27 protein-coding genes are annotated in these 25,707 nt (G+C 32.8%); 14 read left to right on the top strand and 13 right to left on the bottom strand.

Going from position 1 to position 25,707, the window contains the following annotated elements; translation table 11 throughout:
• Positions 1 to 12: 12 nt before the first annotated feature.
• The gene (locus JE46_RS14030; protein WP_031455927.1) at positions 13 to 912 is read right to left on the bottom strand and encodes a FecR family protein; all 900 of its coding nucleotides are present in this window, start codon (positions 910 to 912) and stop codon (positions 13 to 15) included.
• Between the two features lie 50 nt (positions 913 to 962).
• The gene (locus JE46_RS14025; protein WP_031455926.1) at positions 963 to 1,478 is read right to left on the bottom strand and encodes an RNA polymerase sigma factor; all 516 of its coding nucleotides are present in this window, start codon (positions 1,476 to 1,478) and stop codon (positions 963 to 965) included.
• A 416-nt stretch (positions 1,479 to 1,894) separates the two neighbouring features.
• Here JE46_RS14025 and JE46_RS14020 point away from each other — a divergent pair, with 416 nt between their 5' ends.
• The 10 genes from JE46_RS14020 to JE46_RS13975 all read left to right on the top strand — a co-directional run bounded on the left by JE46_RS14020 (position 1,895) and on the right by JE46_RS13975 (position 12,605).
• Complete coding sequence (locus JE46_RS14020; protein WP_244881886.1) at positions 1,895 to 2,773, top strand: hypothetical protein; 879 nt, start codon at positions 1,895 to 1,897, stop codon at positions 2,771 to 2,773.
• Positions 2,774 to 2,936: 163 nt separating this feature from the next.
• The gene (ffh, locus tag JE46_RS14015) at positions 2,937 to 4,289 is read left to right on the top strand and encodes a signal recognition particle protein (RefSeq protein ID WP_031455924.1); all 1,353 of its coding nucleotides are present in this window, start codon (positions 2,937 to 2,939) and stop codon (positions 4,287 to 4,289) included.
• Positions 4,290 to 4,419: 130 nt separating this feature from the next.
• Positions 4,420 to 5,304: a bifunctional 5,10-methylenetetrahydrofolate dehydrogenase/5,10-methenyltetrahydrofolate cyclohydrolase gene (locus tag JE46_RS14010; RefSeq protein WP_031455923.1), complete on the top strand. Its 885-nt coding sequence runs from the start codon at positions 4,420 to 4,422 to the stop codon at positions 5,302 to 5,304.
• Positions 5,305 to 5,623: 319 nt separating this feature from the next.
• Positions 5,624 to 6,550 (top strand): magnesium transporter CorA family protein, encoded by a 927-nt coding sequence (locus JE46_RS14005; protein WP_031455922.1) that lies wholly within the window; start codon positions 5,624 to 5,626, stop codon positions 6,548 to 6,550.
• A 407-nt stretch (positions 6,551 to 6,957) separates the two neighbouring features.
• Entirely contained in the window at positions 6,958 to 7,572 is a 615-nt protein-coding gene (locus tag JE46_RS14000; RefSeq protein ID WP_031455921.1) for a hypothetical protein, read from the top strand.
• A gap of 4 nt (positions 7,573 to 7,576) precedes the next feature.
• The gene (locus JE46_RS13995; protein WP_031455920.1) at positions 7,577 to 7,867 is read left to right on the top strand and encodes a winged helix-turn-helix domain-containing protein; all 291 of its coding nucleotides are present in this window, start codon (positions 7,577 to 7,579) and stop codon (positions 7,865 to 7,867) included.
• Positions 7,868 to 8,002: 135 nt separating this feature from the next.
• On the top strand, positions 8,003 to 9,385 hold the full coding sequence (locus JE46_RS13990; RefSeq protein ID WP_031455919.1) for a DUF4153 domain-containing protein: 1,383 nt from the start codon (positions 8,003 to 8,005) through the stop codon (positions 9,383 to 9,385).
• 256 nt (positions 9,386 to 9,641) lie between these two features.
• Complete coding sequence (locus JE46_RS13985) at positions 9,642 to 10,112, top strand: hypothetical protein (RefSeq protein ID WP_031455918.1); 471 nt, start codon at positions 9,642 to 9,644, stop codon at positions 10,110 to 10,112.
• 104 nt (positions 10,113 to 10,216) lie between these two features.
• Positions 10,217 to 11,866, top strand: coding sequence for a tetratricopeptide repeat-containing sensor histidine kinase (locus JE46_RS13980; protein ID WP_244881885.1), 1,650 nt, complete (start codon positions 10,217 to 10,219; stop codon positions 11,864 to 11,866).
• A complete protein-coding gene (locus JE46_RS13975) occupies positions 11,859 to 12,605 on the top strand; it encodes a LytR/AlgR family response regulator transcription factor (protein ID WP_031455916.1) in 747 nt (248 codons plus the stop codon). The genes JE46_RS13980 and JE46_RS13975 overlap by 8 nt, the downstream gene beginning before the upstream one ends.
• A 39-nt stretch (positions 12,606 to 12,644) precedes the next feature.
• Here the strand turns inward: JE46_RS13975 and rluF are convergent, their stop codons facing one another.
• The 5 genes from rluF to JE46_RS13950 form a co-directional block, all read right to left on the bottom strand.
• Complete coding sequence (gene rluF, locus JE46_RS13970; RefSeq protein WP_031455915.1) at positions 12,645 to 13,457, bottom strand: 23S rRNA pseudouridine(2604) synthase RluF; 813 nt, start codon at positions 13,455 to 13,457, stop codon at positions 12,645 to 12,647.
• Between the two features lie 149 nt (positions 13,458 to 13,606).
• Complete coding sequence (locus tag JE46_RS13965; RefSeq protein ID WP_031455914.1) at positions 13,607 to 13,954, bottom strand: antibiotic biosynthesis monooxygenase family protein; 348 nt, start codon at positions 13,952 to 13,954, stop codon at positions 13,607 to 13,609.
• A gap of 82 nt (positions 13,955 to 14,036) precedes the next feature.
• Positions 14,037 to 14,888, bottom strand: a complete 852-nt coding sequence (locus JE46_RS13960) for an alpha/beta fold hydrolase (protein ID WP_031455913.1) — start codon at positions 14,886 to 14,888, stop codon at positions 14,037 to 14,039.
• A gap of 54 nt (positions 14,889 to 14,942) precedes the next feature.
• Positions 14,943 to 15,722: a zinc ribbon domain-containing protein gene (locus JE46_RS13955; RefSeq protein WP_031455912.1), complete on the bottom strand. Its 780-nt coding sequence runs from the start codon at positions 15,720 to 15,722 to the stop codon at positions 14,943 to 14,945.
• A 3-nt stretch (positions 15,723 to 15,725) separates the two neighbouring features.
• Positions 15,726 to 16,820 (bottom strand): Nif3-like dinuclear metal center hexameric protein, encoded by a 1,095-nt coding sequence (locus JE46_RS13950; protein ID WP_031455911.1) that lies wholly within the window; start codon positions 16,818 to 16,820, stop codon positions 15,726 to 15,728.
• A gap of 124 nt (positions 16,821 to 16,944) precedes the next feature.
• Here JE46_RS13950 and JE46_RS13945 point away from each other — a divergent pair, with 124 nt between their 5' ends.
• From JE46_RS13945 to lpxK, 3 genes are read left to right on the top strand one after another with little or no spacing between them, the layout of a single operon-like run.
• Positions 16,945 to 17,193: a DUF2683 family protein gene (locus JE46_RS13945; protein ID WP_031455910.1), complete on the top strand. Its 249-nt coding sequence runs from the start codon at positions 16,945 to 16,947 to the stop codon at positions 17,191 to 17,193.
• Positions 17,169 to 17,450, top strand: a complete 282-nt coding sequence (locus JE46_RS13940; protein WP_031455909.1) for a Txe/YoeB family addiction module toxin — start codon at positions 17,169 to 17,171, stop codon at positions 17,448 to 17,450. The genes JE46_RS13945 and JE46_RS13940 overlap by 25 nt, the downstream gene beginning before the upstream one ends.
• 4 nt (positions 17,451 to 17,454) lie before the next feature.
• On the top strand, positions 17,455 to 18,465 hold the full coding sequence (lpxK, locus tag JE46_RS13935) for a tetraacyldisaccharide 4'-kinase (RefSeq protein WP_031455908.1): 1,011 nt from the start codon (positions 17,455 to 17,457) through the stop codon (positions 18,463 to 18,465).
• A 13-nt stretch (positions 18,466 to 18,478) separates the two neighbouring features.
• Here the strand turns inward: lpxK and JE46_RS13930 are convergent, their stop codons facing one another.
• From JE46_RS13930 to lipA, 3 genes are all read right to left on the bottom strand, one after another.
• A complete protein-coding gene (locus JE46_RS13930; RefSeq protein ID WP_031455907.1) occupies positions 18,479 to 20,365 on the bottom strand; it encodes an ATP-binding protein in 1,887 nt (628 codons plus the stop codon).
• Positions 20,366 to 20,391: 26 nt separating this feature from the next.
• Entirely contained in the window at positions 20,392 to 21,390 is a 999-nt protein-coding gene (gap, locus tag JE46_RS13925) for a type I glyceraldehyde-3-phosphate dehydrogenase (protein ID WP_031455906.1), read from the bottom strand.
• 61 nt (positions 21,391 to 21,451) lie between these two features.
• Complete coding sequence (gene lipA, locus JE46_RS13920) at positions 21,452 to 22,318, bottom strand: lipoyl synthase (RefSeq protein WP_031455905.1); 867 nt, start codon at positions 22,316 to 22,318, stop codon at positions 21,452 to 21,454.
• 238 nt (positions 22,319 to 22,556) lie between these two features.
• On the opposite strand from lipA, the gene JE46_RS13915 reads away from it, so the two are divergent.
• Positions 22,557 to 23,420, top strand: a complete 864-nt coding sequence (locus JE46_RS13915) for a M48 family metalloprotease (protein ID WP_031455904.1) — start codon at positions 22,557 to 22,559, stop codon at positions 23,418 to 23,420.
• A 53-nt stretch (positions 23,421 to 23,473) separates the two neighbouring features.
• Here the strand turns inward: JE46_RS13915 and JE46_RS13910 are convergent, their stop codons facing one another.
• The 3 genes from JE46_RS13910 to JE46_RS13900 all read right to left on the bottom strand — a co-directional run bounded on the left by JE46_RS13910 (position 23,474) and on the right by JE46_RS13900 (position 25,584).
• Positions 23,474 to 23,854 carry a PH domain-containing protein gene (locus tag JE46_RS13910; protein WP_031455903.1) on the bottom strand — a complete coding sequence of 127 codons (381 nt, stop codon included), beginning with the start codon at positions 23,852 to 23,854 and terminating at the stop codon, positions 23,474 to 23,476.
• 47 nt (positions 23,855 to 23,901) lie between these two features.
• Positions 23,902 to 24,651 carry a DUF4184 family protein gene (locus JE46_RS13905; protein ID WP_035136608.1) on the bottom strand — a complete coding sequence of 250 codons (750 nt, stop codon included), beginning with the start codon at positions 24,649 to 24,651 and terminating at the stop codon, positions 23,902 to 23,904.
• A 90-nt stretch (positions 24,652 to 24,741) separates the two neighbouring features.
• Positions 24,742 to 25,584, bottom strand: coding sequence for an energy transducer TonB (locus JE46_RS13900; protein ID WP_031455901.1), 843 nt, complete (start codon positions 25,582 to 25,584; stop codon positions 24,742 to 24,744).
• Positions 25,585 to 25,707: the final 123 nt, after the last annotated feature.

The following is a 25,707-nucleotide window of genomic DNA, read 5'->3' as shown; positions in this document are numbered from 1 at the left end:
GGGGCGTAACATTTATTTTTCGTCAAAAATTATTTTATTTTTTGAAACTTTTTTTGCTTTTAAATGATAGGTTGTACTAATAATTTGTAATGCCATATCCAGGTCTTTCGTAGGCAGTTTTCCTGTAAACAAAGAAGTTGTATGGTCCGCATTTAATTCAATTGTAATGTCGTATTGCCTTTGAAGTTCGTCTAAAATGCTTTTTATATTTTCTTTATTAAAACATATTTGGTTGTCGATCCATGCAGGTTTAGATGACTTTATATCCGTATTGAATTGTTTTCCGTTTTCAAAAGTTACACTTTGCCCGCGTGTCAATATGATTTGTGTGCTGGCATAATTTACTTTGACACGACCTTCATAACAGGTTACATCAAATCTGTTTTTTCTGGCTTTTACATTAAATTGAGTTCCTAAAACCGAAACTTTTCCAAGTGGCGTCTGCACTTCAAAACGTCTGCCTTTTGATACCCTGAAATAAGCTTCACCTTTCAGTTCAAGACGTCTGTTAGTGTCCCAGTTCCATTTTTTATAGTTTATTTCAGATCCTGAATTCAATACAACCTCAGAATTATCGGGTAATGAAAAAGTGGTTTTTTCTCCAAAATTTGCTGTCTGGCTTTGTGGTACAAAATTTTTCATCACAAAAGTTATCCCAAGTGCTAAGACAAAAATAGCTGCTACACGAAATAACCTTTTTTTGTATAACGGAATCACTTTTGGAGCTGTTTTTTTCTGTTGAAGAATATTTGACAGCATCGCATTTTCATCCAGGTCATCTACTTCCAGGTGAGCCGTATAATTTTTTATTTTGTGGTATTTTTCGAAATCAGGACTTGCTTCAAACTCGGCTAATTCTTTCTCGGATAAATCATCGTTAAGCCATCTGGCTAATAAATCATCTTCTTTCATTGTATTGGCATTATAATTTTAAAACAACCAGGGTTGCATTTACCCTACTTTTATAAATCAATTTCTTTGCGTAAACTTAATAAAGCCAGATGAATGCGCTTTTCTACTGCTTTTACGCTTATATTCAACTCTACGGCAATTTCACTATATTTTTTCTTATCAATTCGGTGCATTAAAAATGCCACACGCTGTGTTTCGTTTAAATTTTCAATAGCTTTTAAAAGTTTGACCTGAAATTGTTTTTCTTCTAAAAGATATTCGGGACTTTCATTGGTTCTGTCTAAAGGAGCGAAATTTTTTTCATATCGTAAAACTACTTTTTGGTGCGCAATTTCATTTAAAGTGCTATTGTTTGCAATCGTATAAATATATGATTTTGCTTTTTCAACAGGTACAGAAGCACAGTTTTGCCAAAGTTTCAAAAAGGCTTCCTGAGCTACATCTTCGGCCTGATCTTTATTTCCAAATTTGTAAAAAAGAAAATTCCGAAGTGCTTTGATATGACTTTTAAAAAAAGACGAAAATACTATTTCGTCGCAAGTATTTGATTGTTCTATATTTGGCATTAGCAGTAAAATCTTTCAATTTGGATTTGCAAAAGTATTTCTTTTTAATTCAAGTAGGGTATAACCGAAGTAAAATGTTTTTATTCAGGTATAGACTGGTTGAATTATTTAGTATTCAAAATCAGGTTTTACCTTGCCAACGCTCATTTTAACCATAATTTATTCCTTGTAAAAAAAGGATTACTTTATCTGGAAAAATGGGCAAATTATGCAATAAGTGATGGGCAATTTGCCAAAAACAATATGTTAAATTATACATTTGTAAAAATATAAATATGTTTCGTTTTAATAAATATTTATCTATATTAGCTTTTCTCTTCTTTTTCTCTTGTCAAAGTGAATCAGACGAACAAAGCTATAATACCCAGACAGTAAACAGTTCTTCCCCGCTTACATCTTATTTGCAAAGGGTTGCCATGGTAAAAACCGTACAGGATAACGTAATCGACGGGTCTAATTATTGCACTATAAAACTACCTTATACTGTTACTGTTAATAATGCAAGTATTGCGATTAACACTACTGCAGATTATCAAAAAGTGGTTGACAATATAAACGCAAGTACTACTGATGATGATATTGTAAAAATAGATTTTCCGGTAACAATGATTTACTATAATTATATAGAAAAATTGATTCCAAATGAAGCCGACTTTGATTCCTTAATCGATTATTGGAATCTTTACCCTGATCTTTTATCCAAAATAAATGGGTTAAATATAAATTATCCCATAACAATTAATATTTACAACAGTTATAATCAGTCTGCAAGTTCTGTTTCTATTACAAGTGACCAGGCATTTTTTAATTTTATAAAAAATTTAAATGATAGCCAGTATATTTCGTTAAGTTATCCTATTTCAATAACAGAATGTAATAATCAGACAAAATCGATAAAGAATAATTTAGAGTTCGAAAATGCAATTAAATATGCAATTGATAATTGCGCAGAAAATAACATTGTATCGCTTGATTTTACACAAACAATAACTAATGGTACCTGGAAGATTGCTTATTTTTTTAAGGATTCAGATAAAACTTCTTCCTATACTGGATATGAATTTGTTTTTAAAAACGACAAAACGGTGGTCGCTACAAAAGATGGAATTTCTGCCACAGGACAATGGGATTGTAATATAGTAAACGGTGCCAAAGAGTTCAAAATTTACTTTAATTACAGCTCCTTACTGCTTCATAAATTAGATTATAGCTGGGTATTATTTGAATTTAATAATTCTGTAATACGCTTTCGCGACATAACTAACAATAACTATCTTTATTTTGAAAAAAATTAAATTCAAAAGAGAACATTATTAGCATAAGAATTACAGAGTATAACAAAAAACCAGTTAGTTAAGCTGGTTTTTTTATTGATATTCTCTAAATTTTACAAGTTGGTATCTTTGTGACTTTGTAACTTTAGTTTATATTTGCACTTCAATAAAAGAAAACAAAATTATGTTTGATAATTTAAGTGATAAGTTAGATAAAGCGTTCCATATATTAAAAGGACATGGTAAAATTACAGAAGTAAACGTTGCCGATACCTTAAAAGAAGTTCGTCGTGCTTTGCTTGATGCCGACGTTAACTTTAAAATTGCTAAAGATTTTACCACCAAAGTAAAAGAAAAAGCAATTGGTCAGGATGTATTGACTACGCTTCAGCCAGGACAATTATTGGTGAAGCTGGTAAAAGATGAGCTGACAGAATTAATGGGAGGCGATGTAGCCGGAGTTAACCTTTCAGGAAATCCAACAGTAATTTTGATGTCAGGACTTCAGGGTTCAGGTAAAACAACTTTTTCAGGAAAATTAGCCAACTTTTTAAAGACTAAGAAAAATAAAAAACCTCTTCTTGTAGCGTGTGATATCTACCGTCCTGCAGCGATCAATCAATTACATGTGGTTGGAGATCAAATAGGTGTTGAGGTTTACTCAGAACCGGAAAATAAAAATCCTGTAGAGATTGCTCAAAACGCAATAAAACATGCCAAAGCAAACGGATTTAATGTTGTTATCGTCGATACAGCAGGACGTTTGGCTGTAGATCAGGAAATGATGGATGAAATTGCACGTGTACACAAAGCAATTCAACCTCAGGAAACCTTATTCGTTGTCGATTCTATGACAGGGCAGGATGCTGTAAACACAGCAAAAGCTTTCAACGATATCTTGAATTTTGATGGCGTTATCTTAACGAAATTAGATGGTGATACTCGTGGTGGAGCGGCGCTTTCGATTAAATCAATTGTAAACAAGCCAATCAAATTTGTAGGTACAGGTGAGAAGATGGAAGCAATTGATGTTTTCTATCCGGAACGTATGGCTGAGCGTATTTTAGGAATGGGAGACGTCGTGTCTCTTGTTGAAAGAGCTCAGGAACAATTTGATGAAGAAGAAGCCAGAAAACTTCAAAAGAAAATCGCTAAAAACGAATTTGGTTTTGACGATTTCTTAACGCAGATACAACAGGTTAAGAAAATGGGTAATATGAAAGACCTGGTTGGAATGATACCGGGAGCTTCAAAAGCCATGAAAGATGTTGAAATCGAAGATGATGCATTTAAACATATTGAAGCGATTATTCATTCGATGACACCGGGAGAAAGAAGCAAACCCGCCATTATCGACGTAAAAAGGAAAGCCAGAATCGCAAAAGGCTCCGGGACAAAAGTCGAACAGGTGAATCAATTGATGAAGCAGTTTGATCAAATGAGCAAAATGATGAAAATGATGCAGGGACCAGGCGGAAAAAACCTGATGAAAATGATGGGTGGTATGAAAGGTATGCCAGGCGGAATGCCGAGATAATAAAAAAGAAAGTTTCAAATTTAAGGTTTCAGGTTATGAAACGAAATTTGAAACTTTTTTACTTGAATCTACATAAGTGTCGTTTCAACTTGAAATCTGAAACAAAAAATTAAACCAGAAACAAAAAACAATGCAAATACTAGACGGTAAAAAAACATCTGAAGACATTAAAAACGAAATTGCAGCTGAAGTTCAATCCATAAAAGCAGCCGGAGGAAAAGTGCCTCATTTGGCAGCAGTAATTGTTGGAAATAACGGAGCAAGTTTAACCTACGTAGGAAGCAAAGTAAAATCTTGTCAGCAAATTGGCTTCGATTCAACATTAGTAGCCTTGCCTGAAGATATTACCGAAGTAGATTTATTAGGAAAAATAAAAGAGTTAAATGAAGACGATAATTTAGACGGATATATCGTTCAGTTGCCTTTGCCAAAACACATAGATGAGCAAAAAATTTTATTAGCTATTGATCCTGACAAAGATGTTGACGGATTTCATCCAACAAACTTCGGAAGAATGGCATTAGAAATGGAAAGTTTTATTCCTGCAACACCATTCGGAATTATGGAATTGTTGGAGCGTTATAAAGTAGAAACTGCAGGAAAGCATACTGTTGTAATTGGGAGAAGTCATATTGTAGGACGTCCAATGAGTATTCTGATGAGCCGTAAAGGCAATCCGGGAGATTCAACCGTTACCTTAACACACAGCCGAACTAAAAACTTAGCCGACTTTACTAAAAATGCAGATATCATTATTACAGCTTTAGGAGTTCCTGAATTTTTAAAAGCAGATATGGTAAAAGACGGAGTTGTAATTATTGACGTTGGAATCACAAGAGTTGAAGATGCAGCAAACTCAAAAGGATATGTTATAAAAGGAGATGTTGATTTTGATGGTGTAAGCAAAAAAGCATCTTTCATTACCCCGGTTCCGGGTGGAGTAGGGCCAATGACAATTGCCATGTTGCTTAAAAATACACTTTTAGCACGTAAAATGAGAAGCGCAGCAAAATAATATTTTATAGAATATCAATAAACAAACCCATTCAAACGAGTGGGTTTTGTTATTTTACATTAAAGACAAGTGTCAGGCTGAGCGGAGTCGAAGCTTTTCACACTCAAAAACCTTCAACTTCGCTCATGTCCTCAATTTTTCCAATAGGTTATTTTTAATTTTTAATTAATAGTTTAAAGTTTCAGGTTTTAAAAATAAAAGATACTTTTGCCACACTAAAAAAACACTTCTCCAAATGGACGATTATTATTCGTTAGTATTAAATTAAAGCAGCTTTTGAAAAATTTCAAAATGCTGTGATAACACCCTGTATTTTGAAATGAAAGCCTTTTACACAAACAACAACGGAGTAATAGAAATCCCAAAATGGAATCCAGATTGCTGGGTTAGTATTCAGGATCCAACAGATTCAGAAAAAAAATATTTATTAGAAGAGCTTCAGATTCCCGAAGCCTTTTACAATGATATCGAAGATATCGACGAAAGACCCCGTATCGAAATTGAAGATGGCTGGACGCTAATTATTATGCGGGTTCCCATCAAAAGCGATGATGTTAAATTGCCATTTCAGACCATTCCGCTGGGCGTAATTTTTAAAGAAGATATCTGTGTAACCATTACTTTTTACAAAACAGAAATCATAGCAGATTTTGTCTCGTATTCACAACGTAAGAATATTGAAATCAAAGACAATCCTGATTTGGTTTTACGATTGCTGCTTTCATCGAGTGTTTGGTATTTAAAATATTTAAAACAAGTCAATCAAAAAATTAAACTTGCAGAAGATAATTTGGAGAAATCCATCAAAAACGAAGAACTGCAGGCATTACTTCAAATCGAGAAATGTCTTGTGTTTTTTATTACTTCTCTGAAAGCCAACGATGTCTTATTTCAGCGAGTTAAAAACCTAAAAGCACATAAGGCAAATTACGATTTGGATTTGCTGGAAGATGTCGAAATCGAATTAAGTCAGGCACAGGATACCGCTAATATTTATAGCAACATCTTAACAGGAATGATGGATGCCTATGCTTCAGTAATTTCAAACAATATGAATAATATTATGAAGCAGATGACTTCAATTTCTATCATTTTAATGATTCCCACGCTAATCGCCAGTTTGTACGGAATGAACGTACCAAATGGTTTAGAAGAGAGCAGATACGGAATCTGGATTCTGCTTTTGGTTTCCATTATTTTATCTGTTTTAGGGGTTTTGTTATTCAAAAGAAGAAGATGGTTTTAATTAAAAATCTCACTATAAAGCAAAAGCCTGTTCACTGCAAACAGGCTTTTTCGTTTTTATATACTTTGGGCGTGACCCTGTTTGCAAAAAGGCGCTCCAATCTTGACGTATATTGTGCGCCTTTCCGCAAACAGGGTCGGGCTATCCATGCTACTTCGGTAGCTTATTTCTATCCCTCACGCGGCTCACAGGAAATTATAAACCCATAGTTCCTGAAAGTTTTTCAAAACCTTGCAGGTATACTTTAAGCACTAAAACAATATTGTTTTTTATTCTAACAAGACTAAAGACCTGTAAGGTTTTAGAAACCTCGAAAGAAGAATCTACATTATCCTTAAAAATATTTTTAGATTTTTATTTGCCAATTCAAAATAAATAATAACTTTGCAGTACAAAGTACTTTATTTATGGATCAGAAGCACCAGGAAGATTTAGCCCACATTCGTTCTATGATGGAACGCTCTTCAAGATTTATATCCTTAAGCGGACTCTCAGGAGTTTTTGCAGGATTGTCAGCTCTTATCGGAGGATTGTACGTTTATCAATTATTCAAAGCCAACGGTCTTGATTATTTTGATGGTGATCATAAATTGTATTCCGCCAGTTTAGTTTCAGAGTTAGTTTGGATTGCTCTTCTTATTTTGGTCTTTGCATTTACATTCGGAATCTTTTTTACCATCAGAAAAAGCAAAAAATACAACTTGCCGATCTGGACATCTGCAACAAAAAAAATGCTTTTAAATTTAGCCATTCCACTTTTGTCAGGCGGGATATTTTGTTTAGCGCTTTTATATCACCACCTATATGTTTTAGTTGCTCCTGTGACTTTAATTTTCTACGGTTTAGCCCTTGTAAATGCAGAAAAATACACATTTTCTGATGTAAAGTATTTAGGATATTGCGAACTGGTTTTAGGATTTATTTCTCTTTTCTATTTAGGATATGGTTTAATTTTTTGGATAATCGGATTTGGTATTTTACACATCTTGTACGGATTAGTAATGTTCAAAAAATACAAATAAGCCCATGGGAATTATTGATAAATTAAATAAAGATTTCGAAAGCCGTGTCCGATTAGGTATAATGTCTATTCTGATCGTAAACGAGTGGATTGATTTCACCGAAATGAAAACACTTTTGAATATCACAGACGGTAATTTAGCAAGCCATTCCTCTGCTCTTGAAAAAGCCCAGTATATCGAAGTAAAGAAAGAATTTGTAGGCAAAAAACCTAAAACCTCATACAAAGTCACCGATCTTGGGCGTGCTGCCTTTAAAGAGCACCTTAATTATCTGGAAAAATTAATGAAATTTTAAATATTCAAATTTTTTTATCTAAAAACTTTGAAATACAAAGTACTTTTTGAATTATGTAATAAAATCAAAAATAATATAAGTGAAATCATAAAAGATATAATTTAATTTCAACACAACAACTAAAATTCTACAACCATGAAAAAACATCAATTTATTCTGGCCAGCAGTTTGATTTTTACACTGCTTTTTTACAATGAGACAATGGGCATTAATCTGGCGTTGTTCGGTTTGGCAATAACGGCGGCCATCTGTTATTTTTTTCAGGACAAATTTACAGACAGAACCCATTTAATATTAGTTGTAACCTCTATATTGTCTTGTCTGGCATTTGCCTGGTACGGAGATTTTGCCTCTTTTTGGGCGTTGGCATTATCAGTTGTCTTTTTACAATTCAAAACCCATGAAAGAGAACTCAAAGTAATTCAGGTAATACCGCTAATCTTTTTAAACGGAATTACTTCCTTAGGACGCATTTTCATGTTTAAACAATGGCTTCCCGAAAAGAAAATCCATAATAATTTTGCAAAAAAACTCGTTGCTTTCGTGATTATCCCAACCGTTTTTTTAGGACTCTTTTTTATTGTCTATTCTTTCGGAAGCGATCATTTTTCTTCACTCTTTACAGATTATACTTTAGATATTGATCTTTGGCAGTTAATCGTTATTTCAGGTTTAGGGTTCTATATTTCTTTCAGTTTTTGGAATTACTGGATCCCGGAAGTTTGTTATGAAAAAAAATATGTATTAGATAATGATTTCAGCAATACAGACACAATCGAAAACCAAAATACATTTTCTTTCCTGGATGTCGATTTTGAAAGAAAGAGCGGCGAAATTACGCTGGTACTATTAAACCTAATGTTATTGATTTTCATCGGAACCTATAATTACGAGCAGTTTTTTGAAGTGGTCGAGAAAACAAATTTAAGTTCAGACACACACGAACGCGTAAATGCTGTAATCTTCTCCATCGTTATGGCTGTCGGGGTAATTCTGTTTTATTTCAAAGGCGGATTCAACTTTGATGAAAAAGCCGCACAGCTCAAAAGGCTCGCCAAAATCTGGATTGCATTAAACTGTGTTTTAATTGTAAGTGCAGTGATGAAAAATACCGAATATATTGCCTTTTTCGGGTTAACTTATAAAAGGCTTGGCGTATACTTGTTTTTAGCTTTAGCAATTATAGGTTTAATGGTTTCTTTTCAAAAAATAATCAGGCAAAAAACAAACGCTTATCTTTTTAACCACATGATTTGGTATGTATACGGAACGATTTTGATTTGCAGTTATTTCAATTGGGGGAATTTGATTACCAATTATAATATCTCAGTAAATAAAGGAGTAGAGCCGATTTTTTTGAGTGATTTGAATTTTAATGATAAATCAAGAAGAGAATATTTTTTAAAGAACAATTTAGACGGTCAGGTAAAAGAAGCTGCAAGAGAAGCCGAAATTCATTCTTATCAGGAAAAATCGTTTTTATCAAAAGCATTGTATTATGAGTTTTTGAAGAAATAGTAAAATAACTAAAGAAATCCTATTCAACAACGAGTAGGATTTTTTTTATAAAACATTCTTTTTAATCGATTTTCTTCAATTTTTTATTGACAAAAAGCAAATAATAACGTTGAATGTACACTTAAACAAAACTTATTAAGAAATACTTTGTTATATTTGATTTGTGAAATTTGCTAGTTATGTCAGTTAAATATGGCTTAATTAACAGGATTCATAAAATCTAAATATTAATTAACAAACCTAAAAATTATTTACCATGGAAAAAATTACCCCAACTGAATGCCCTGTAATCATTTATCCTCCAGGAACAGATATTACGCCTATTGAAGGAGCAAATTCAATAGGAAATGTGACATTTCAGGAAACGAAATCTGTAGAGATTCTAGCTCCTTATGTTGAAGCCTACTATTCTGCCAAAGACAATACACTTACGATGAATGCTATTATTTATGTAGATGCTGAGGCCATCAAAAACGAAGTACTTGATTATAGCGTCATTCAGAATACCTATATAGATATTGAGGGAGATGCACAATTACAGTTTTTTATAGTATACAATCAGCCTGAAGAATTATCGGGAGATTTGTTTATTTATGAAGTAATTTTTCAGGCTGATGCAGATATTTTTATTGGTGGACTTTCAAACCTAACATCAATCCAGACATTTCTGTGGGATTCTGATCCAGTAACTTCTAGAGGGACTGTGACAACAGTACAACATAATTAGAATGAAATTTAATCAGATAGATAATGATTAAAAGTTTTTTTATTCTTCTTTCTATATTAAATACATTTTTTCTTTTTTCTCAGGAAATATCAGAAAATAATTTAATGAAATTTGAGATTAGAAATAAAGTAATAAAATATCATAAGCAAATTAATTTTAATAAAGCTCAACATTTCTTTTTTGAAAAGCAATGGGATTCTACTTTAGTTTATTCTATGAAACAACTTAGCAGTAGAAATTCTCTTGAGCTATTTAATTATTGTCATTATTTTAGAGCGATAAGTTTTTTTGAAAAAAAAATTTTTAAAGAAGCAAAAAAAGAGTTTAAGTTAATTTCTCCTAATTTTAAATTTTATTATAAAGTAAATTTTTCTTTAGGAGAAATTGCTTTAGAGCAAGGAGACTTTAATATAGCATTATCGAACTTTAATGAGGTTGAAAACTTAAGCAAAGATTTTTACGATTTTAAAAAAAGTACTGTATTTCATAATTTAGGATTGTGTTATTTACACCTTGAAAAATATGACAAAGCTGAAGAGTATTTGTTTAAAAGTGCTAAATTACAAGAAGTACAAAAAGATACTATATTGCTTATTGGTTCCTATATGGATATTGCTAATTTATATTATATACAATACAAGGATGATGAGGCAATTCCATATTTCGAAAAAGCATATCATCTTTCTAAAAAAGTAAAATCATTTGAGTTAAAGCAAAATGCCACATTAAACATGGCAGTAGTAGAGGAAAATAGAAAAAACTTCCCGTTAGCCTTAACTTACAGAAAAGAATACGAAGCATGGAAAGATTCCTTAAATGATCAAAACAAAGTCTGGGCGATTGCAGATCTTGAAAAGAAATTTGCCATAAAACAAAAGCAAAAAGAAGTCAACGTTCTGGCTGCAGAGAATAAAGCAAAAATAGCCGAAAGAAATGGGTTTCTCATTTCTTCGGTTTTATTGTTTGTACTGTTGGGTACCGGAGTTTATTTTTACAGGCAAAAAATCAGGAGCAATAAAATCATCTTAGCGCAGAAAAACGAACTGGATGAACTCAATGCTACAAAAGATAAATTGTTCTCAATCGTCAGTCATGATTTGCGTTCTTCTGTAAATGCTCTGAAAGTGAGTAATAGTAAACTTCTGGATAATCTTGAAAGTAAAAACTATACCGAGCTGGATGTTTTACTGCACAAAAACAGCTCCATTGCCAGTGGTGCATACAATTTGCTGGACAACCTGCTCAATTGGGCTTTATTGCAAACCCAGCAGAGCTATTTTTACCAGGAATCCTTGCATTTGTCTTCGATAGTGCAGCATGTAGAGTATAATTACAAGCCTTTGATGCTCAATAAGAACATTAGTTTTGTAATCAATGTTGCGGCTTCAGATTATGTGTTTGCTGATCTGGATTCGCTTAAAATCATCATTCGGAACTTTTTAGACAATGCGATTAAATTCTCTAAAGAAAACGGAACGATTTCTATTTACAGCCGTCCTGCATCAGAAGAATTTTGTTATCTGGTCATCGAAGACACCGGATTAGGAATGAACGAAGCAAGAAGAAAAGAATTATTAAAAGAAACCATTTTATTGTCTAAAAAGCAAAACGATGATATTATAGGAACCGGATTAGGAATGCAGTTGTGCAAAAGCCTGATTCGAAAAAACGAAGGAACACTCGATATAGAGAGTGAAGAAGGTGTTGGAACTAAAATCATCATAGGATTACCAAAGTTTAAAAATCATGGATAATATAAATGTACTTATTGTCGAAGATACGCCGGCCGAAAGCGATGCGCTTGTAAAAGTACTAACCGAAAACAATTATAACATTGTAGGAATTGCCCAAACGTATCAGGATGCACTAACCCTTTTTTACAAAAATACAATTGACATCGTCGTGATCGATGTTTTCTTAGATGGAAAACCGGACGGAATTACTTTTGCAGAAACAATAAATATTGTTCCCAATAGCGTAAAACCTTTTGTTTTTTTAACCAGTTCAAAGGATCGTCAGATATTTGAAAGAGCTAAACTGACCAAGCCTTTTAGCTTTTTGCTGAAACCATTTAACGAACTGGAAATTTTGTACGCACTCGAAATGGCTGTCGAAAAGTTTTATGGACAGACCAATGCTTTTCACAGCGAAGATCAAAATGCCGTAATAAGTAATGATTCGCTGTTTATCAAAAAAAATAAATCCTTGAAGAAGGTACAAATCAAGGATATTGTGTACATAGAAGTCGAAGACCGCTATTGCAACATTATAACCGAAGCAGAAAAATTCGTTATTTTAATCTCCCTGACCAAAATCATTCAGCTTCTGGATCCTGCAAAATTTTTTCAGACCCATCGAAATTATATTGTAAACGCTACAAAAATTCAGGAAATAATTGTGAATGACAATTTGATTGTTCTAAAAGGTAATCACAAAGTTACATTAAGTGATAAATACAAAGACTTCGTAAAACACTTTAGAATATTAAAATAGAAATTATTTGAAAATCAAGGAGATTGTTATAGCGAAAGCTTAATAATCTCCTCTTTTTTTAAATCGGGGATCGTGTTTTGAAATAAATTCTGTTCTTCTTTTTGGAGCTTCCGGTTTTGGTAAACTGGCTTCTTCAGTTTTACTGGAAGGTTCGATTAACTGATTTAGTTCTTTTATTTCAGCATCGGTTAAATCTCTGTAGCGTCCCACAGGAACATCCAGTGAAATGTTGATAATCCGGATGCGTTTTAAAGCCGTAACTTCATACCCTAAATACTCAGACATTCTTCGAATCTGACGATTTAAACCTTGTGTCAGAATAATTTTGAAGGTGTATTTACTAATTTGCTCTACTTTACATTTTCGAGTAACGGTATCTAAAATCGGAACACCATTTCCCATACGTTGTATAAAACGGTCGGTTATCGGTTTATTTACGGTTACGGTATATTCTTTTTCGTGGTTGTTTCGGGCTCGTAAAATCTTGTTTACGATATCGCCGTCATTGGTCATGAAAATCAATCCCTCACTGGCTTTATCCAGCCTTCCGATTGGAAAAATACGTTTTGGGTAATTGATATAATCGACAATATTGTTTCGGACTTCAAGATTGGTTGTACATTCAATTCCTGTAGGTTTATTGAAAGCCAGATACACCATTTTTTCGTGTTTTTCAACGATTAGTTTTCCGTCTATGCGCACTTCGTCATCAGGCGAAACTTTGGTTCCCATTTCGGGTACGGCACCGTTTATGGTTACGCGTCCTTCTTCGATGAGTTTATCTGCTTCACGGCGGGAACAATACCCTGTTTCTCCAATGAATTTATTAAGGCGTTTTAGATTTTCTTCCATATTGCAAAAGTAGTCAAAAATTAGACTTCTTAGACTTTAAGATTGTTAGACTGTTAGATTTTTAAAACTAAAAATGAATTTTTAATTTTAACCTCAGAAACTCAGAAAAAAATCTTTGTTCCTTTGGGTCTTAGCAACTTTGAAGCTTTTTATTTATCATGAAAGCCTGAGCTGTCTTTTGGAGTTTCCTTGCGGTCAAACATCCCATAATCACGAACTACAGAGGCAATTCTTAAATGATAGTCTTTAAAAATTTCATTTCTGCCTTTGGACTGAGCAAGACGGTGCATTTCGAGATTTCTCCATTGCTGAATGCTTTCTTCGTCTTTCCAGAAAGACAAGGACAAGACTTTTTCAGGATTGCTAAAACTCTGGAATCTTTCTATCGATATGAATCCTTTAATATGATCTAATTCAGGATGCAAGCTTGCGGCAATATCAAGATATTCTTCTTTTTTCCCTTCGTTCGGAATAACTTCAAAAATTACGGCTATCATAATTATTTAGATATCTTAGATTATTAGATTATTGGACTATTAGATTTTTTTAGAAAATATTAACAGAACTTAGATTTTTAACTTAAGATGAAAATAAAAATTCAATCACTTTCTGATATAATTCATCATCGTGCATTCCGTGACCTAATCCTTTAGTTTCGACAAACTGACTGTTCTTCCAATTACTGGCGATTTTTTTTCCTTCTTCAAAAGCAACAATTTTGTCTGTTGTGTCATGAGCGATTAAACCCGGAATATTAAATTGAGAAGCGAATTTTTGTCCGGAGAAATCTTCGAGTTTAAAATTGAAATGTGTTAAAAAACGATTTTCTAAAAGCGAAAACATTTTGGTATTTAAACTCAACATCGAAACATAATTGTCAATCAGCGTTTTTAGATCTGAAGGCGCTCCCAAAATTACCATTTTATTAATACTGGTATTTGGAAATAAATACTGATGATAAACACAGGCCGCACCGCCAATAGAATGCCCGATTATAATATCCGGATGGTATTTTTCTACTGCCTTATTGATGAACTCGGCATAAAGCGGAACGTTAAATTCCTTTCCGCTGCTTTGTCCGTGTGCAGGTGCATCAATGGCAATAATAGTGCTTCCTGATTTTTGAAGATGAGGGAAAGTTTTTTTCCAGCGGGAAGAGTTACTCTCCCAGCCATGAACAAGTAAGATTTTGGTTTCGTTTCCTTTCCAGATATACGTTTGAAAATGATGTTCGTTATGGTGAAACGTTTCTGTTTCTGTGTTTTTTAAAAATTTTGGTAAACTTTCTTTTAGTAATCTGCCGTCCCGTGGCTGGCTGAAAAGTGCGTATGAAAGTTCGACGGCTTTTTGTGGGCGGACATAACTTAGGAAGTTAATGTATTGTCCTACCGATTTTAATGTAATAAAACGAATTCCTTTTTTAATTCCCAAAACCAATAATTTTATGGTAAAAAAAAGTCCCGATGTTGATCGGGACAATTTTATTTAGATTTTAGCGAACAATTGTTCCATTTTTTCTCTCTCTTCGTCAGCAAGTGCGCTGTCAACTAAGATTCTTCCTGAATGTTCATCAGTGATGATTTTTTTTCTGGAAGCAATTTCAACCTGAGTCTGTGGCGGGATAGTGAAGAATGATCCTGCAGAAGCACCTCTTTCAATAGATACTACCGCTAAACCATTACGAACGCTGCTTCTTATTCTGTTGTAAGCAGCTAATAATCTTGCTTCAATTTGCTCAGAAAACTCAGCAGATTTCTCCGTTAAGAAGATTTCTTCTTTTTGAGTTTCTGCCATAATTGCATCCAATTCAGATTTTTTATGCTTTAAGTGATTGCTTTTAGCTTCTAATTTTTCTTTTAGATTTGAAATAACTTCTTTCTTATGCTCGATAGAAGCTTTCATTTCTTTGATTTGCTTTTCAGCCAATTGAATTTCTAATTCCTGAAACTCAACTTCTTTGGTCAAAGAATTAAATTCTCTGTTATTGCGAACTGATTCTTGTTGTTTTGTGTATTTTTTGATCACTTCTTTGTGCTCTTCAATAGCGTTTTTCTTAGTTTTGATAAGATCCTCAACTACTTCAAGTTCACTTTTAAGTTTTTCTGAACGAGTGCTTAAACCTGCAACTTCATCTTCTAAATCTTCAACCTCTAATGGAAGTTCCCCTCTTACGTTTCTGATTTCGTCAATTCTGGAGTCAATAAGCTGTAAATCGTATATTGCTCTTAACTTGTCCTCAACACTTAATTCTTTCGTATTCGCCATATTCTATAAGTACTTAACTGGATTTGTATTTTCTTCTGATAAAATGATTGCAAAATTAAGGATTTTTTTCCTAAGATAATCAACAATATAATTTTTTGTATACCGTTCGCTCTCAAAATGACCAATATCGGCTAAAAGTAAACGATTTTCGGCTTCATAAAACTGATGATATTTTAAATCGGCGGTCAAAAAAGCATCTGCTCGCGCCTGAAGTGCGTTTTTAATGGCAAAACTTCCTGATCCTCCCAAGACGGCAACTTTCTTTATTTTTTTTCCTGTAAAGGCTGAATGACGGATTCCATCGGCAATCATTTTATCTTTTACGAAATACAAAAAGTCTTTTTCATCCATTTCAGTTTCCAGTTCACCAATCATCCCAAGCCCGATATTTTGATGCGAATTCTGTAAATCATAAATCTCATAAGCGACTTCTTCGTAAATATGATTTTTAAAAAGGGCTTTTAAGATTCCGGATTGCAAATGTTTTTCAAAAACAACTTCAATTTTTATTTCGGTTCCGGTATGTAGTTTTCCTTTTTCGCCAATTACAGGATTACTGTCTTCATTTCCCTGAAAAGTAAAAAAGCCTTCAGAGTTAAAACTGCAGTTGTCATAATTACCTATTGTACCCGCACCTGCCTCAAACAATGCATTTCTAACTTTTTCTGAATTATCGGGAGTTGTGTATGTAACTAATTTTTGAATGAAACTTTGCTTCGGAATCAAAACCTTTGTATGGGTTAAGCCTAAAGCATCACAAAATATTTTGTTTACTCCTTGCGAATGATTGTCTAGTGCAGTGTGAACGGCATAAATGGCGATGTCATTTTTGATAGCTTTTAAAATGGCACGTTCGACATAGTTTTTGCCTGTGATTTTTTTGATTCCGGAGAATAATATTGGATGAAAACAAACCACCAGATTGCAGTTTTTAGCAATGGCTTCTTTGATTACGTTTTCTAATGCATCGTGGCAAACCAAAACGCCCGTACTTTCAGTTTTTGAATTTCCGACTAAAAGGCCAACGTTGTCAAAATCTTCTGCGTAAGCCAATGGTGCCATTTGTTCAAGTACGTCTATTATGTTTTTGATTTTCATCTTTAAATTTTCATTATTTGTATTAACAAATTAACGAATTTGTTTGAAGTTGACCTTTGCTGAATGTATATTATTTACATTAATAATTCATATTTTGTATATTTGTGATTCTAAATCAATCGATATGACTACAGTAACAATAAAAATTAACGAACGTACTAAAGCAGGAAAAGCTTTTATGGCTATTTTGTCTGAGGCTTTTGTTAAAGGAGCTGATGGAGTAGAGATTGTAGAAACAGATTCAAAGAAACTTATAAAAAAAAACAGCCCCTATAATCCTGAATTTGTAAAAATGGTTTTAGAATCAGAGAAAAGAGGTGACTATACTGATGTTGATCCAAAAGATGTATGGGGAAGTTTGGGCTTAAAATAGAAAAATTAGCTGAAGCACATTTAAAGAAACATTTTAAGGCAGGTAATCAGGCTAGTATTAAAAAAATCACTCAAATATTAGAAGAACTTAGTGAAACTCCTTATGAAGGTGTTGGAAAACCGGAAGCATTAAAATACGGACTAAGTGGTTTTTGGTCGAGAGAAATAAACTCTAAAGACAGAATTATATATAAAGTGCAGGAGGATATTGTAACCGTTTTTGTAATTTCCGCAATGGGGCATTATTCAGATAAATAACTTTATGAACTTACTTCGAAAAATACTTTTCCCATTTGCCATTTTATACGGATTCATTACTTTAATTCGTAATTTTCTTTTTGATAAAGGAATTTTAAAATCTACTTCATTTGATATTCCGGTTATTGCGGTTGGAAACCTCAGTGTAGGCGGAACTGGCAAAACGCCTCAGATTGAATATTTAATTCGATTGTTATCGGATAATTACAGAGTAGCTACTTTAAGTCGTGGTTACAAACGTAAATCTGAAGGTTTCATTTTGGCAGATTCAACTTCGAATGCCGAAATTTTAGGTGACGAGCCTTTTCAGTTTTTCCAGAAATTTCCAAATATTCAGGTTGCGGTTGATGCGAATAGAACCAACGGAATTACACAATTGCTTTCACAGAAAATAAAACCGGAAATTATTTTATTGGATGATGCCTATCAGCACCGAAAAGTAAAAGCGGGATTTTATATTTTACTGACTGCTTTTGGCGATTTGTATGCAGATGATTTTATACTGCCAACAGGAAATTTGAGAGAGAGCAGGAGAGGAGCCAATAGAGCTAATATTGTTGTAGTCACAAAGTGCCCGAAGAATTTGTCTGATGAAAAACAAGACAAAATTCGTTCGAAACTTAAATTAAATTGCGGTCAACAAATCTATTTTACTTTTATAGACTATGACGATGCAATTTATAATCTAGAAGAAAAAAAAGCTGTAAACGAAATAAAATCAGAACCAAAAGTACTTTTGGCCGGAATTGCAAAACCGAAACCTTTTTTTGATTATTTGAAGAATGAAAATGATGTATGTTTGATTTTTCCTGATCATCATCATTTTTCTGAAAACGATTTAAATGAAATTCGAAATAAAGCTCAAAACAAAAAAATCATTACAACCGAAAAAGATTATGTGCGTTTAAAAGAAGCTGAGATAATTTCGAATTTGTATTATTTGCCTATAAAAAGTACTTTTATAAATCATAAGCAAAATTTTGACGCAACTATTTTGCAGTATGTAAAAAGTTAGTTGGATCAAAAAATCAATCAAAAAACTTAGCAATAGTATTGTAAAATATATCAGGAACAAAAGGTTTTGTAATTACATCATTCATTCCAAAAGATAAAAGCTGCTCTCTGTTTTCATCGAGCGAAATAGCCGTAAGGGCGATGATTGGTGTTGTTTTATTAAATTCACGTATAAGCTGGGTTGCTGTTGTGCCGCTTATACCCGGTAAATGGACATCCATTAAAATTAAATCAAAAGTTTTTATTTTTAATAATTCAATTGCTTCTTCTCCATTATCAAGTATCTCACAGCATATGGATTTGTTTTCGAGCATTTTACGGGTAATCATCTGATTGATTTTATTGTCTTCAATCAATAAAATGATTTTGTTTTTTAATTGATTATCATTATAAGATTTTGCCTCCTGAATTTTTTCTGATGGGGTTTTACTGATGTCGAAGTTTAATTTAAAATTAAACGTAGAACCTTTCCCTACTTCACTTTCTAAGTGAATTTTACCTCCTAACAGGTGGATGAGTTTTTTTACAATTGTAAGTCCCAAACCTGTTCCGCCATATTTGCGATTAACCTCTACAGAACCTTGTGAAAAACTTTCAAAAACTTTTTTCTGTTTATCTTTAGGAATTCCGATTCCGGTATCCGTAATTTCAAAATAAACTGTTGCTTTTTCGTTTTCCAGAACATGTAATTTTGCGATAAGTGTTACTTTGCCGTTTTGGGTAAATTTTAAGGCATTGTTAATTAGATTCAGGATTATTTGAGAAAGTTTGGTTGTATCGCCAATTAAATTATCCGGAATAGCATCGTCTATTTCCAGTAAAAAATGATTATTGTTGGCTGCTGCTAATTCCTTTAAAGAATTTTGAATATTGTTAAGTAACGCTTTTAGGTCGAAACAAATTTTTTCTATTTCAATTTTAGTTGAATCGATTTTATTTATTTCAAGTATTTCATTGATAAAGGTAGTGAGGTAATTTCCGGAGAATTTCAATGAATCTAAATATTTTAATTGTGATTCTTTTGGACTTTCTTCTAGTAACAAATGTGTGATGCCGTTAATTGCATTTAATGGTGTTCTAAGCTCATGACTTACTGTTGATAAAAAATCAGTTCTCGCTTTTGAAGCTTCTTCAGCTTTATTTTTTGCCAGAATAAGTTCTTTGTTTTTTTCTCTTAAAACTAAATTATTCTGATTTCTAATAACATTGTTTTTGTATAGAGCCAGACTCAATAAAGAAAGAATTGAGATTAACGCAATGGCTAAAATGCTTATCAATTTTGAGTATCGATACGTTTTTATCTGCGCCTTTTCTTCACTTTTTCTTTTTTCTTCATTTAAAAGATGAATTTGATTGATTTTTTTATGTTTATCAAAATTGAATTTGCTGTCATTTAATTTTAGAATATTATGCTCTATTTGATAATATTCACTCAGGTAATTGTAAGCACGCTCATATTCTTTGTTGTTTTTGTGATAGTTGCTTATGGCTAATATAATATTTGCTTTTTGTTTTAAATTTTTTGTTTTTGAATTTTCCTCTAAAGCATTATTAAAGTAAAAAATGGCAGAATCATTTCTTTTTAGTTGTATTTCAATTAATCCAAGTTGATAATAAGCTTCTGATTTGACAGCTAAAGTGTTATTATTATCAGGGCGTTGAACTATCTTTTTTAGCGTTTTAGAAGCTAATTTGTAATTTTTAAGTGATTTGAATGTCATCGCTTTCTGGAAATTCAGATATTCATAAGAATTCCTGAAATTGGATTTTTGTACAACGATGTCTGCTTTTTTATCGGAGATGGCTAAATTTTTATAATAGGAAGAACTATCTGTATTCGGCTTAGTTTGCGAATACAAAAAGGTGTAAAAAAAACTGATAAAAATAAAAAGGTATTTCATACTGTAATACTTTTTATAATGGAATCTTATGTTTTTTTCATCAGTATAATTAAATCGATAAGTCTTGATGAATAGCCTATCTCATTATCATACCAACCAACGACTTTTACCATTTTATCGATGACAGAAGTTAGTTGAGAATCAAATAAGCATGAATTTGTATTGCCTATTACATCAACTGATACGATTGGATCTTCTGTGTAATCTAAAATGTTTTTTAAATATGTTTGGGATGCTTTTTCAAAAGCATCGTTAATTTCATCTATTGTTACAGCACGTTTTACATTAAACGTAATATCAGTTAAAGAACCATCAGGAACCGGAACACGAATTCCGCAGCCCCCAATTTTTTGGTGTAAGCCCGGAAAAATCTTTGTTAGTGCTTTCGCAGCCCCGGTTGTCGTAGGAACAATAGACTGACTGGCTCCTCTTGCTCTTCTTAAATCTTTATGCGGTTGATCATGTAAACTCTGATCGGTTGTATAGGAATGTATAGTGGTAATATAGGCTTGTTCAATTCCGCATAACTCATCAATTATTTTTATCATCGGAGCAGCATTGTTTGTCGTGCAGCTTGCATTCGAAACAATTTTTTCGCTTCCGTCTAAAATTCCTTCATTTACTCCTAAAACAACAGTTTTTATAGTGTTTACTTCTGACGGAGCAGAAAGAATCACTCTTTTGGCTCCTGCTTCAATATGTGCATTTAACTCTTCGTAGGTTTTGTATTTCCCTGTTGATTCAATTACAAAATCTATATTATGACTTTTCCAGTCTAAATTTGAAATATTTTTTTCATGAAAAAACATATAATGTTTTTCATTAACTATTATGCTTTTTTCGTCATGAGATACCATAAAAGGTAAAACTCCATGAATACTGTCATATTTTATCAAATGTGACATCGTTTTGTTGTCTGCAATATCATTAATTGCAATCACTTCAATTTCGGGATGGTTTAAAAGTAATCGAAATAAATTTCTGCCAATTCTTCCAAAACCATTTATAGCAATTCTAGTTTTCAATTTTTTATTCTGTTGGTTTGTTTAATCGGTTAAACAATTAATGATTAACCGAATAAACTTTTTACAATATATGTTTTTGTGCTTTATAAGATGAACGAACAAGAGGGCCGCTCTCTACATGGCGGAATCCAAGTTCAAGTCCGAATTTCTCATATCTGGCAAATTGCTCAGGAGTTATAAACTCTTTTACAGGTAAATGTTTTTTGCTGGGCTGTAAATATTGACCAATAGTTACTACATCAACGTTTGCATTACGCAAGTCAGTCATGGTTTGAAAAACTTCTTCTTCAGTTTCGCCAAGTCCCAACATAATTCCTGATTTGGTTCTGTTAATCCCTTTTTCTTTTAAATAACGTAAAACTTCTAAACTACGATCGTATTTTGCCTGAATACGTACTTCACGGGTTAAACGGCGAACAGTTTCCATATTATGAGAAACAACTTCAGGATTTGCTTCTACAATTCGGTCAAGATTTCTTTCAATTCCCTGAAAATCCGGAATTAAAGTTTCAAGGGTCGTATTTGGGTTCATACGTCGAATTGCTTTTACGGTTTCAATCCAGATAATAGAACCGCCATCTTTCAAATCATCTCTGTCTACACTTGTAATTACAGCATGTTTGATGTTCATTATTTTGATAGAACGTGCTACTTTTTCTGGTTCGTCCCAATCTACTGTTTCTGGTCTTCCGGTTTTTACACCACAAAAACCACAAGAGCGGGTACATACATTACCTAAAATCATAAAAGTTGCAGTTCCTTCTCCCCAACATTCACCCATATTTGGGCAACTTCCTGAAGTACAGATGGTATTTAAGCTATATTTGTCTACCAGACCACGAAGTTCAGTATATTTTTGACCAATTGGAAGTTTTACTTTTAACCATTTTGGTTTTCCGGTAGGGATATTTTCTACTACAGTTTCCATACATTAAAATTGAACTACAAATATACGCAAAGTTGTATAAGTTAGAGATGTGTCTAATTGTTATCTTGTCGAGTTTATTTGTTAATTATCGATAATTTGTTAATTTTATATAATAAATTAGATACTAATTTTAATAATGTAGAGAATTTATGGTTCTTTAACGGTTAAAAGAAATAAATATAAATCGTTTTATATTTTTAGTTCTAAGTATATTTGTTCTGTAATTAAATTAAAAAAGATGAAAAATAAATTTATAGTTTTAGGAATTCTATTGGCTTCTTTGGGCTTTACAAAAGTACAGGCACAAATTAATTTTGGTGAAAAAGCTATAGGAGCAGTTCAAAAAGGGGTGGCTAGTTTTACTCTTACAAACGAAGATGCAGCTAAATTATCTAAAGAAGCTGTAGCTAAATTAGACGCAGAACACGAAGTTGCAGGTCCTACTGATCCTTACACCTTAAGATTAAACAGGGTTTTTGGTAAGCACACTTCTGGTGAAGGTTATACTTTAAATTATAAAGTGTATAAAATAAAAGAAGTAAACGCATTTGCAACAGCAGATGGAAGTGTAAGAGTCTATTCAGGATTAATGGATATTATGGATGATAACGAATTATTGGCTGTGATTGGCCATGAAATTGGTCACGTAGCTAATAATGATTCAAGAGATGCTATGCGTGCTGCTTATCAAAAAGAAGCTTTGTTAGATGGCGTTTCTTCGCAATCTGCAACTATTACAAGTCTTACAGATAGTCAGTTAGGAAAAATTGGAAGCGCTATGATTGATAGCAAGCATAGTCGTAAACAAGAAGCTGAAGCTGATTTATTTGCTTATAATTTTATGAAAAAGAATGGTTATAATGTTAATGCCGAAGAATCTGCATTCAGGATATTAGCCAAAATGAGCGAAGGAACTCAGTCTTCTTTTTTAGATCAGATGATGAGTTCGCATCCGGATTCAAAACAAAGAGCTGAAGATGCTAAAAAGAGAGCAGAGAAAGATGGTTTGTATAAAGCGTATGTGCAGCAAAAAATTGTAAATACCGCACCGGCACCTGCTAAAAAAGCAACAACAAAGAAAAAGACAACTAAAAAGAAATAAGAAGTCTGAAAAACAGAAAACCCGACAAGTTTAATATTGTCGGGTTTGTTGTTTTATCCTAAAACATGATGTGCCAATACTTTTTGCACATCATAAACATTTACTGATTTATTAAATTGTTTTATAATACTAGGCTGTAATTCGCTTGAAACCCAGATTTTTAATTCGGCATCAAGTTCGAACGTTCCGGCAGTTTCTACGCTGAATCGTGTAATGCTTTTGTATGAAATTGACTTGTATTCGGTCTTGCTTCCTGTAATTCCTTGTACATCAACTAAAATTAATCTTTTATTAGTGAAGACAAAAGTGTCCCGGATTAATTTAAAACCCATTTCGATTTCTTCGTTATCGGTTAAAAGCTGTCCGTATTTTTTAATTAAATCCTCCTGGCTTACTGAACCGGCGTTGCCAAGAATAGCTGAAAATATTCCCATTTTTTAGTTTTAATTTGATTGATTTCTCTTTTTAAGCTTTTACAAAATTAATTGAATTTTCTAGTTTTTTGAAAATTTGCTAAAATATAATAAATAGGGGTTAAAACTAATGCAATCATTATCGATGAAATAATAGAAACAATAATGTTTCCGTATTCTTTAGCCCTTAGTTCTGTTGTAAATCGAAAAAATAAAATTATAGAAGATATAAGCAATAATAAAATCCAGTAAATTTTATTTATTGAGAAAATTGGAGTAGAACCTTTCGGGAGTTTAAAAAAGGTATAAAGAATAACTGTTCCTCCTATAATTGTGCTTGAGTGCTGTGCAATTTTTAATGCTGGGATTTTTATATCAAAAAAGGAAAAAGTTTTTTGCAGCCAGGAAATACGATTGACAAAATATCCATGATCGTGAGTAAAGCTGTCCCAGAAAAGATGCGATGCAGTTCCTGTTAAAATTGAAATAATTATAATAAACCAGTTGTTTTTAAAATAATTATTCCAGTTAAAATCGTTGAAGATTGAAAGCCTTATTTGAAAACTCTTAGGTAAATTTTGGAATAAATACTTTTTTACTATGTTGTGAAAAAGAAAAGCCAACAGAAGAGCGAGAGGTAAATCGAACCAGAATATTCCATCAATCGTGTGACTGTAAATACTTTTTACTTTCATTCTGATAAAATATTCGAAATCCGGAACCATACTGCCAATAACTAATCCTGTTAATGAAAACCATTTTTTTGGAAAATATTTTAATGGTAAAACTATTGCAGGATGAGAAAAAGTGAAAGGCATTAAAATGTGTTTTTGAATAAATTGATTTTTGTGTAAATATACATTTTTGATCAAAAAAAAAGCAGAACCTAAATTCTGCTTTTTGTATTGTTATTGTTCCATTTCCGTTTTTATTATTATCGGAAGATTATAAGCGGTTCGCACCGGTTTTCCTTCTAATATTCCCGGAGTCCATTTTGTTCTTAATGATTTTAGAACACGTATAGCTTCTTTTCCTAATCCGTAACCAGGATCGTTTTTTACTGTAATATCAGTCATTGAGCCGTCTTTTTCGATAACAAAAGAAACATATACTCGCAATGTTCTTTCAGCGTCCAGTTCAGGTTTGTTAAAGTTGTTTCCAACATAAGTGTAGAACTTAGCCATTCCGCCCGGGAATTCCGGCATTTTGTCTAATATGGCTGTGCTTACAACCGTATTTCCGTCGCCTGTTGTTTTAGTTGCTTCTCCTCCCGTTCCATTACCGCCTGTTGTTGGCAATACATTGACAGCAGTTCCAGTTCCGATGGAAGTATTATCTACTACTGGAGCATTGTCTTTGTTTGTTGCAATGTCTTGTATAGCATCCTGAGCTACAGCGACAACAGGGTTTACTAATTGACTGGATTGTGTTACTTGGGTAACGGCTTGTTGTTGCTGTGCTGGCGGTGCAACAGCTTCTTCAGTTTCCGGTCGTACTATCCGATCTAAATCAACAGGTGTTATTACATCGTCCAACGTAGGAATGCTTTCAGTGATAGCAGAAGTTGTTGAAACTTTGCCAATCAGCATCGACAGACTTCCTAAAGCTGCTATTAACAGTAACGCCATAAATAGTGCTGAGACAGTTGTTTTGGTATTCTCCTGACGTAATTGGTACGCGCCGTACTCTTTGTTTCTGTTTTCGAAAACAAGATCAGTCCATTTGGTTTCGTAAAGGCTTAATTTAGACATAGTAATTAGATTTAAAAGGTTAAGTAACATTAAATCATAAGCATGACAAGGTTTATAGTTTAACTAATAACGAAAACAAAGAACTTTTTGTGTGTGAAATATTTGATTTTTTAAGAATAAATA

Origin of the sequence: Flavobacterium chungangense LMG 26729, from assembly GCF_000735715.2 — a bacterium.
GTDB lineage: Bacteria > Bacteroidota > Bacteroidia > Flavobacteriales > Flavobacteriaceae > Flavobacterium > Flavobacterium chungangense.
The sequence above is the reverse complement of the archived record's forward strand: the minus strand, read 5'-3'. Positions and strand labels throughout refer to the sequence as shown.

What these genes read in the sequence shown, in the direction of transcription:
- JE46_RS14030 (WP_031455927.1), bottom strand. Translation starts at nt 912, where the DNA reads ATGAAAGAAGATGATTTATTAGCCAGATGGCTTAACGATGATTTATCC.
- JE46_RS14025 (WP_031455926.1), bottom strand. Translation starts at nt 1,478, where the DNA reads ATGCCAAATATAGAACAATCAAATACTTGCGACGAAATAGTATTTTCG.
- JE46_RS14020 (WP_244881886.1), top strand. Translation starts at nt 1,895, where the DNA reads ATGGTAAAAACCGTACAGGATAACGTAATCGACGGGTCTAATTATTGC.
- ffh (WP_031455924.1), top strand. Translation starts at nt 2,937, where the DNA reads ATGTTTGATAATTTAAGTGATAAGTTAGATAAAGCGTTCCATATATTA.
- JE46_RS14010 (WP_031455923.1), top strand. Translation starts at nt 4,420, where the DNA reads ATGCAAATACTAGACGGTAAAAAAACATCTGAAGACATTAAAAACGAA.
- JE46_RS14005 (WP_031455922.1), top strand. Translation starts at nt 5,624, where the DNA reads ATGAAAGCCTTTTACACAAACAACAACGGAGTAATAGAAATCCCAAAA.
- JE46_RS14000 (WP_031455921.1), top strand. Translation starts at nt 6,958, where the DNA reads ATGGATCAGAAGCACCAGGAAGATTTAGCCCACATTCGTTCTATGATG.
- JE46_RS13995 (WP_031455920.1), top strand. Translation starts at nt 7,577, where the DNA reads ATGGGAATTATTGATAAATTAAATAAAGATTTCGAAAGCCGTGTCCGA.
- JE46_RS13990 (WP_031455919.1), top strand. Translation starts at nt 8,003, where the DNA reads ATGAAAAAACATCAATTTATTCTGGCCAGCAGTTTGATTTTTACACTG.
- JE46_RS13985 (WP_031455918.1), top strand. Translation starts at nt 9,642, where the DNA reads ATGGAAAAAATTACCCCAACTGAATGCCCTGTAATCATTTATCCTCCA.
- JE46_RS13980 (WP_244881885.1), top strand. Translation starts at nt 10,217, where the DNA reads ATGAAATTTGAGATTAGAAATAAAGTAATAAAATATCATAAGCAAATT.
- JE46_RS13975 (WP_031455916.1), top strand. Translation starts at nt 11,859, where the DNA reads ATGGATAATATAAATGTACTTATTGTCGAAGATACGCCGGCCGAAAGC.
- rluF (WP_031455915.1), bottom strand. Translation starts at nt 13,457, where the DNA reads ATGGAAGAAAATCTAAAACGCCTTAATAAATTCATTGGAGAAACAGGG.
- JE46_RS13965 (WP_031455914.1), bottom strand. Translation starts at nt 13,954, where the DNA reads ATGATAGCCGTAATTTTTGAAGTTATTCCGAACGAAGGGAAAAAAGAA.
- JE46_RS13955 (WP_031455912.1), bottom strand. Translation starts at nt 15,722, where the DNA reads ATGGCGAATACGAAAGAATTAAGTGTTGAGGACAAGTTAAGAGCAATA.
- JE46_RS13950 (WP_031455911.1), bottom strand. Translation starts at nt 16,820, where the DNA reads ATGAAAATCAAAAACATAATAGACGTACTTGAACAAATGGCACCATTG.
- JE46_RS13945 (WP_031455910.1), top strand. Translation starts at nt 16,945, where the DNA reads ATGACTACAGTAACAATAAAAATTAACGAACGTACTAAAGCAGGAAAA.
- JE46_RS13940 (WP_031455909.1), top strand. Translation starts at nt 17,169, where the DNA reads ATGGGGAAGTTTGGGCTTAAAATAGAAAAATTAGCTGAAGCACATTTA.
- lpxK (WP_031455908.1), top strand. Translation starts at nt 17,455, where the DNA reads ATGAACTTACTTCGAAAAATACTTTTCCCATTTGCCATTTTATACGGA.
- JE46_RS13930 (WP_031455907.1), bottom strand. Translation starts at nt 20,365, where the DNA reads ATGAAATACCTTTTTATTTTTATCAGTTTTTTTTACACCTTTTTGTAT.
- lipA (WP_031455905.1), bottom strand. Translation starts at nt 22,318, where the DNA reads ATGGAAACTGTAGTAGAAAATATCCCTACCGGAAAACCAAAATGGTTA.
- JE46_RS13915 (WP_031455904.1), top strand. Translation starts at nt 22,557, where the DNA reads ATGAAAAATAAATTTATAGTTTTAGGAATTCTATTGGCTTCTTTGGGC.
- JE46_RS13910 (WP_031455903.1), bottom strand. Translation starts at nt 23,854, where the DNA reads ATGGGAATATTTTCAGCTATTCTTGGCAACGCCGGTTCAGTAAGCCAG.
- JE46_RS13905 (WP_035136608.1), bottom strand. Translation starts at nt 24,651, where the DNA reads ATGCCTTTCACTTTTTCTCATCCTGCAATAGTTTTACCATTAAAATAT.
- JE46_RS13900 (WP_031455901.1), bottom strand. Translation starts at nt 25,584, where the DNA reads ATGTCTAAATTAAGCCTTTACGAAACCAAATGGACTGATCTTGTTTTC.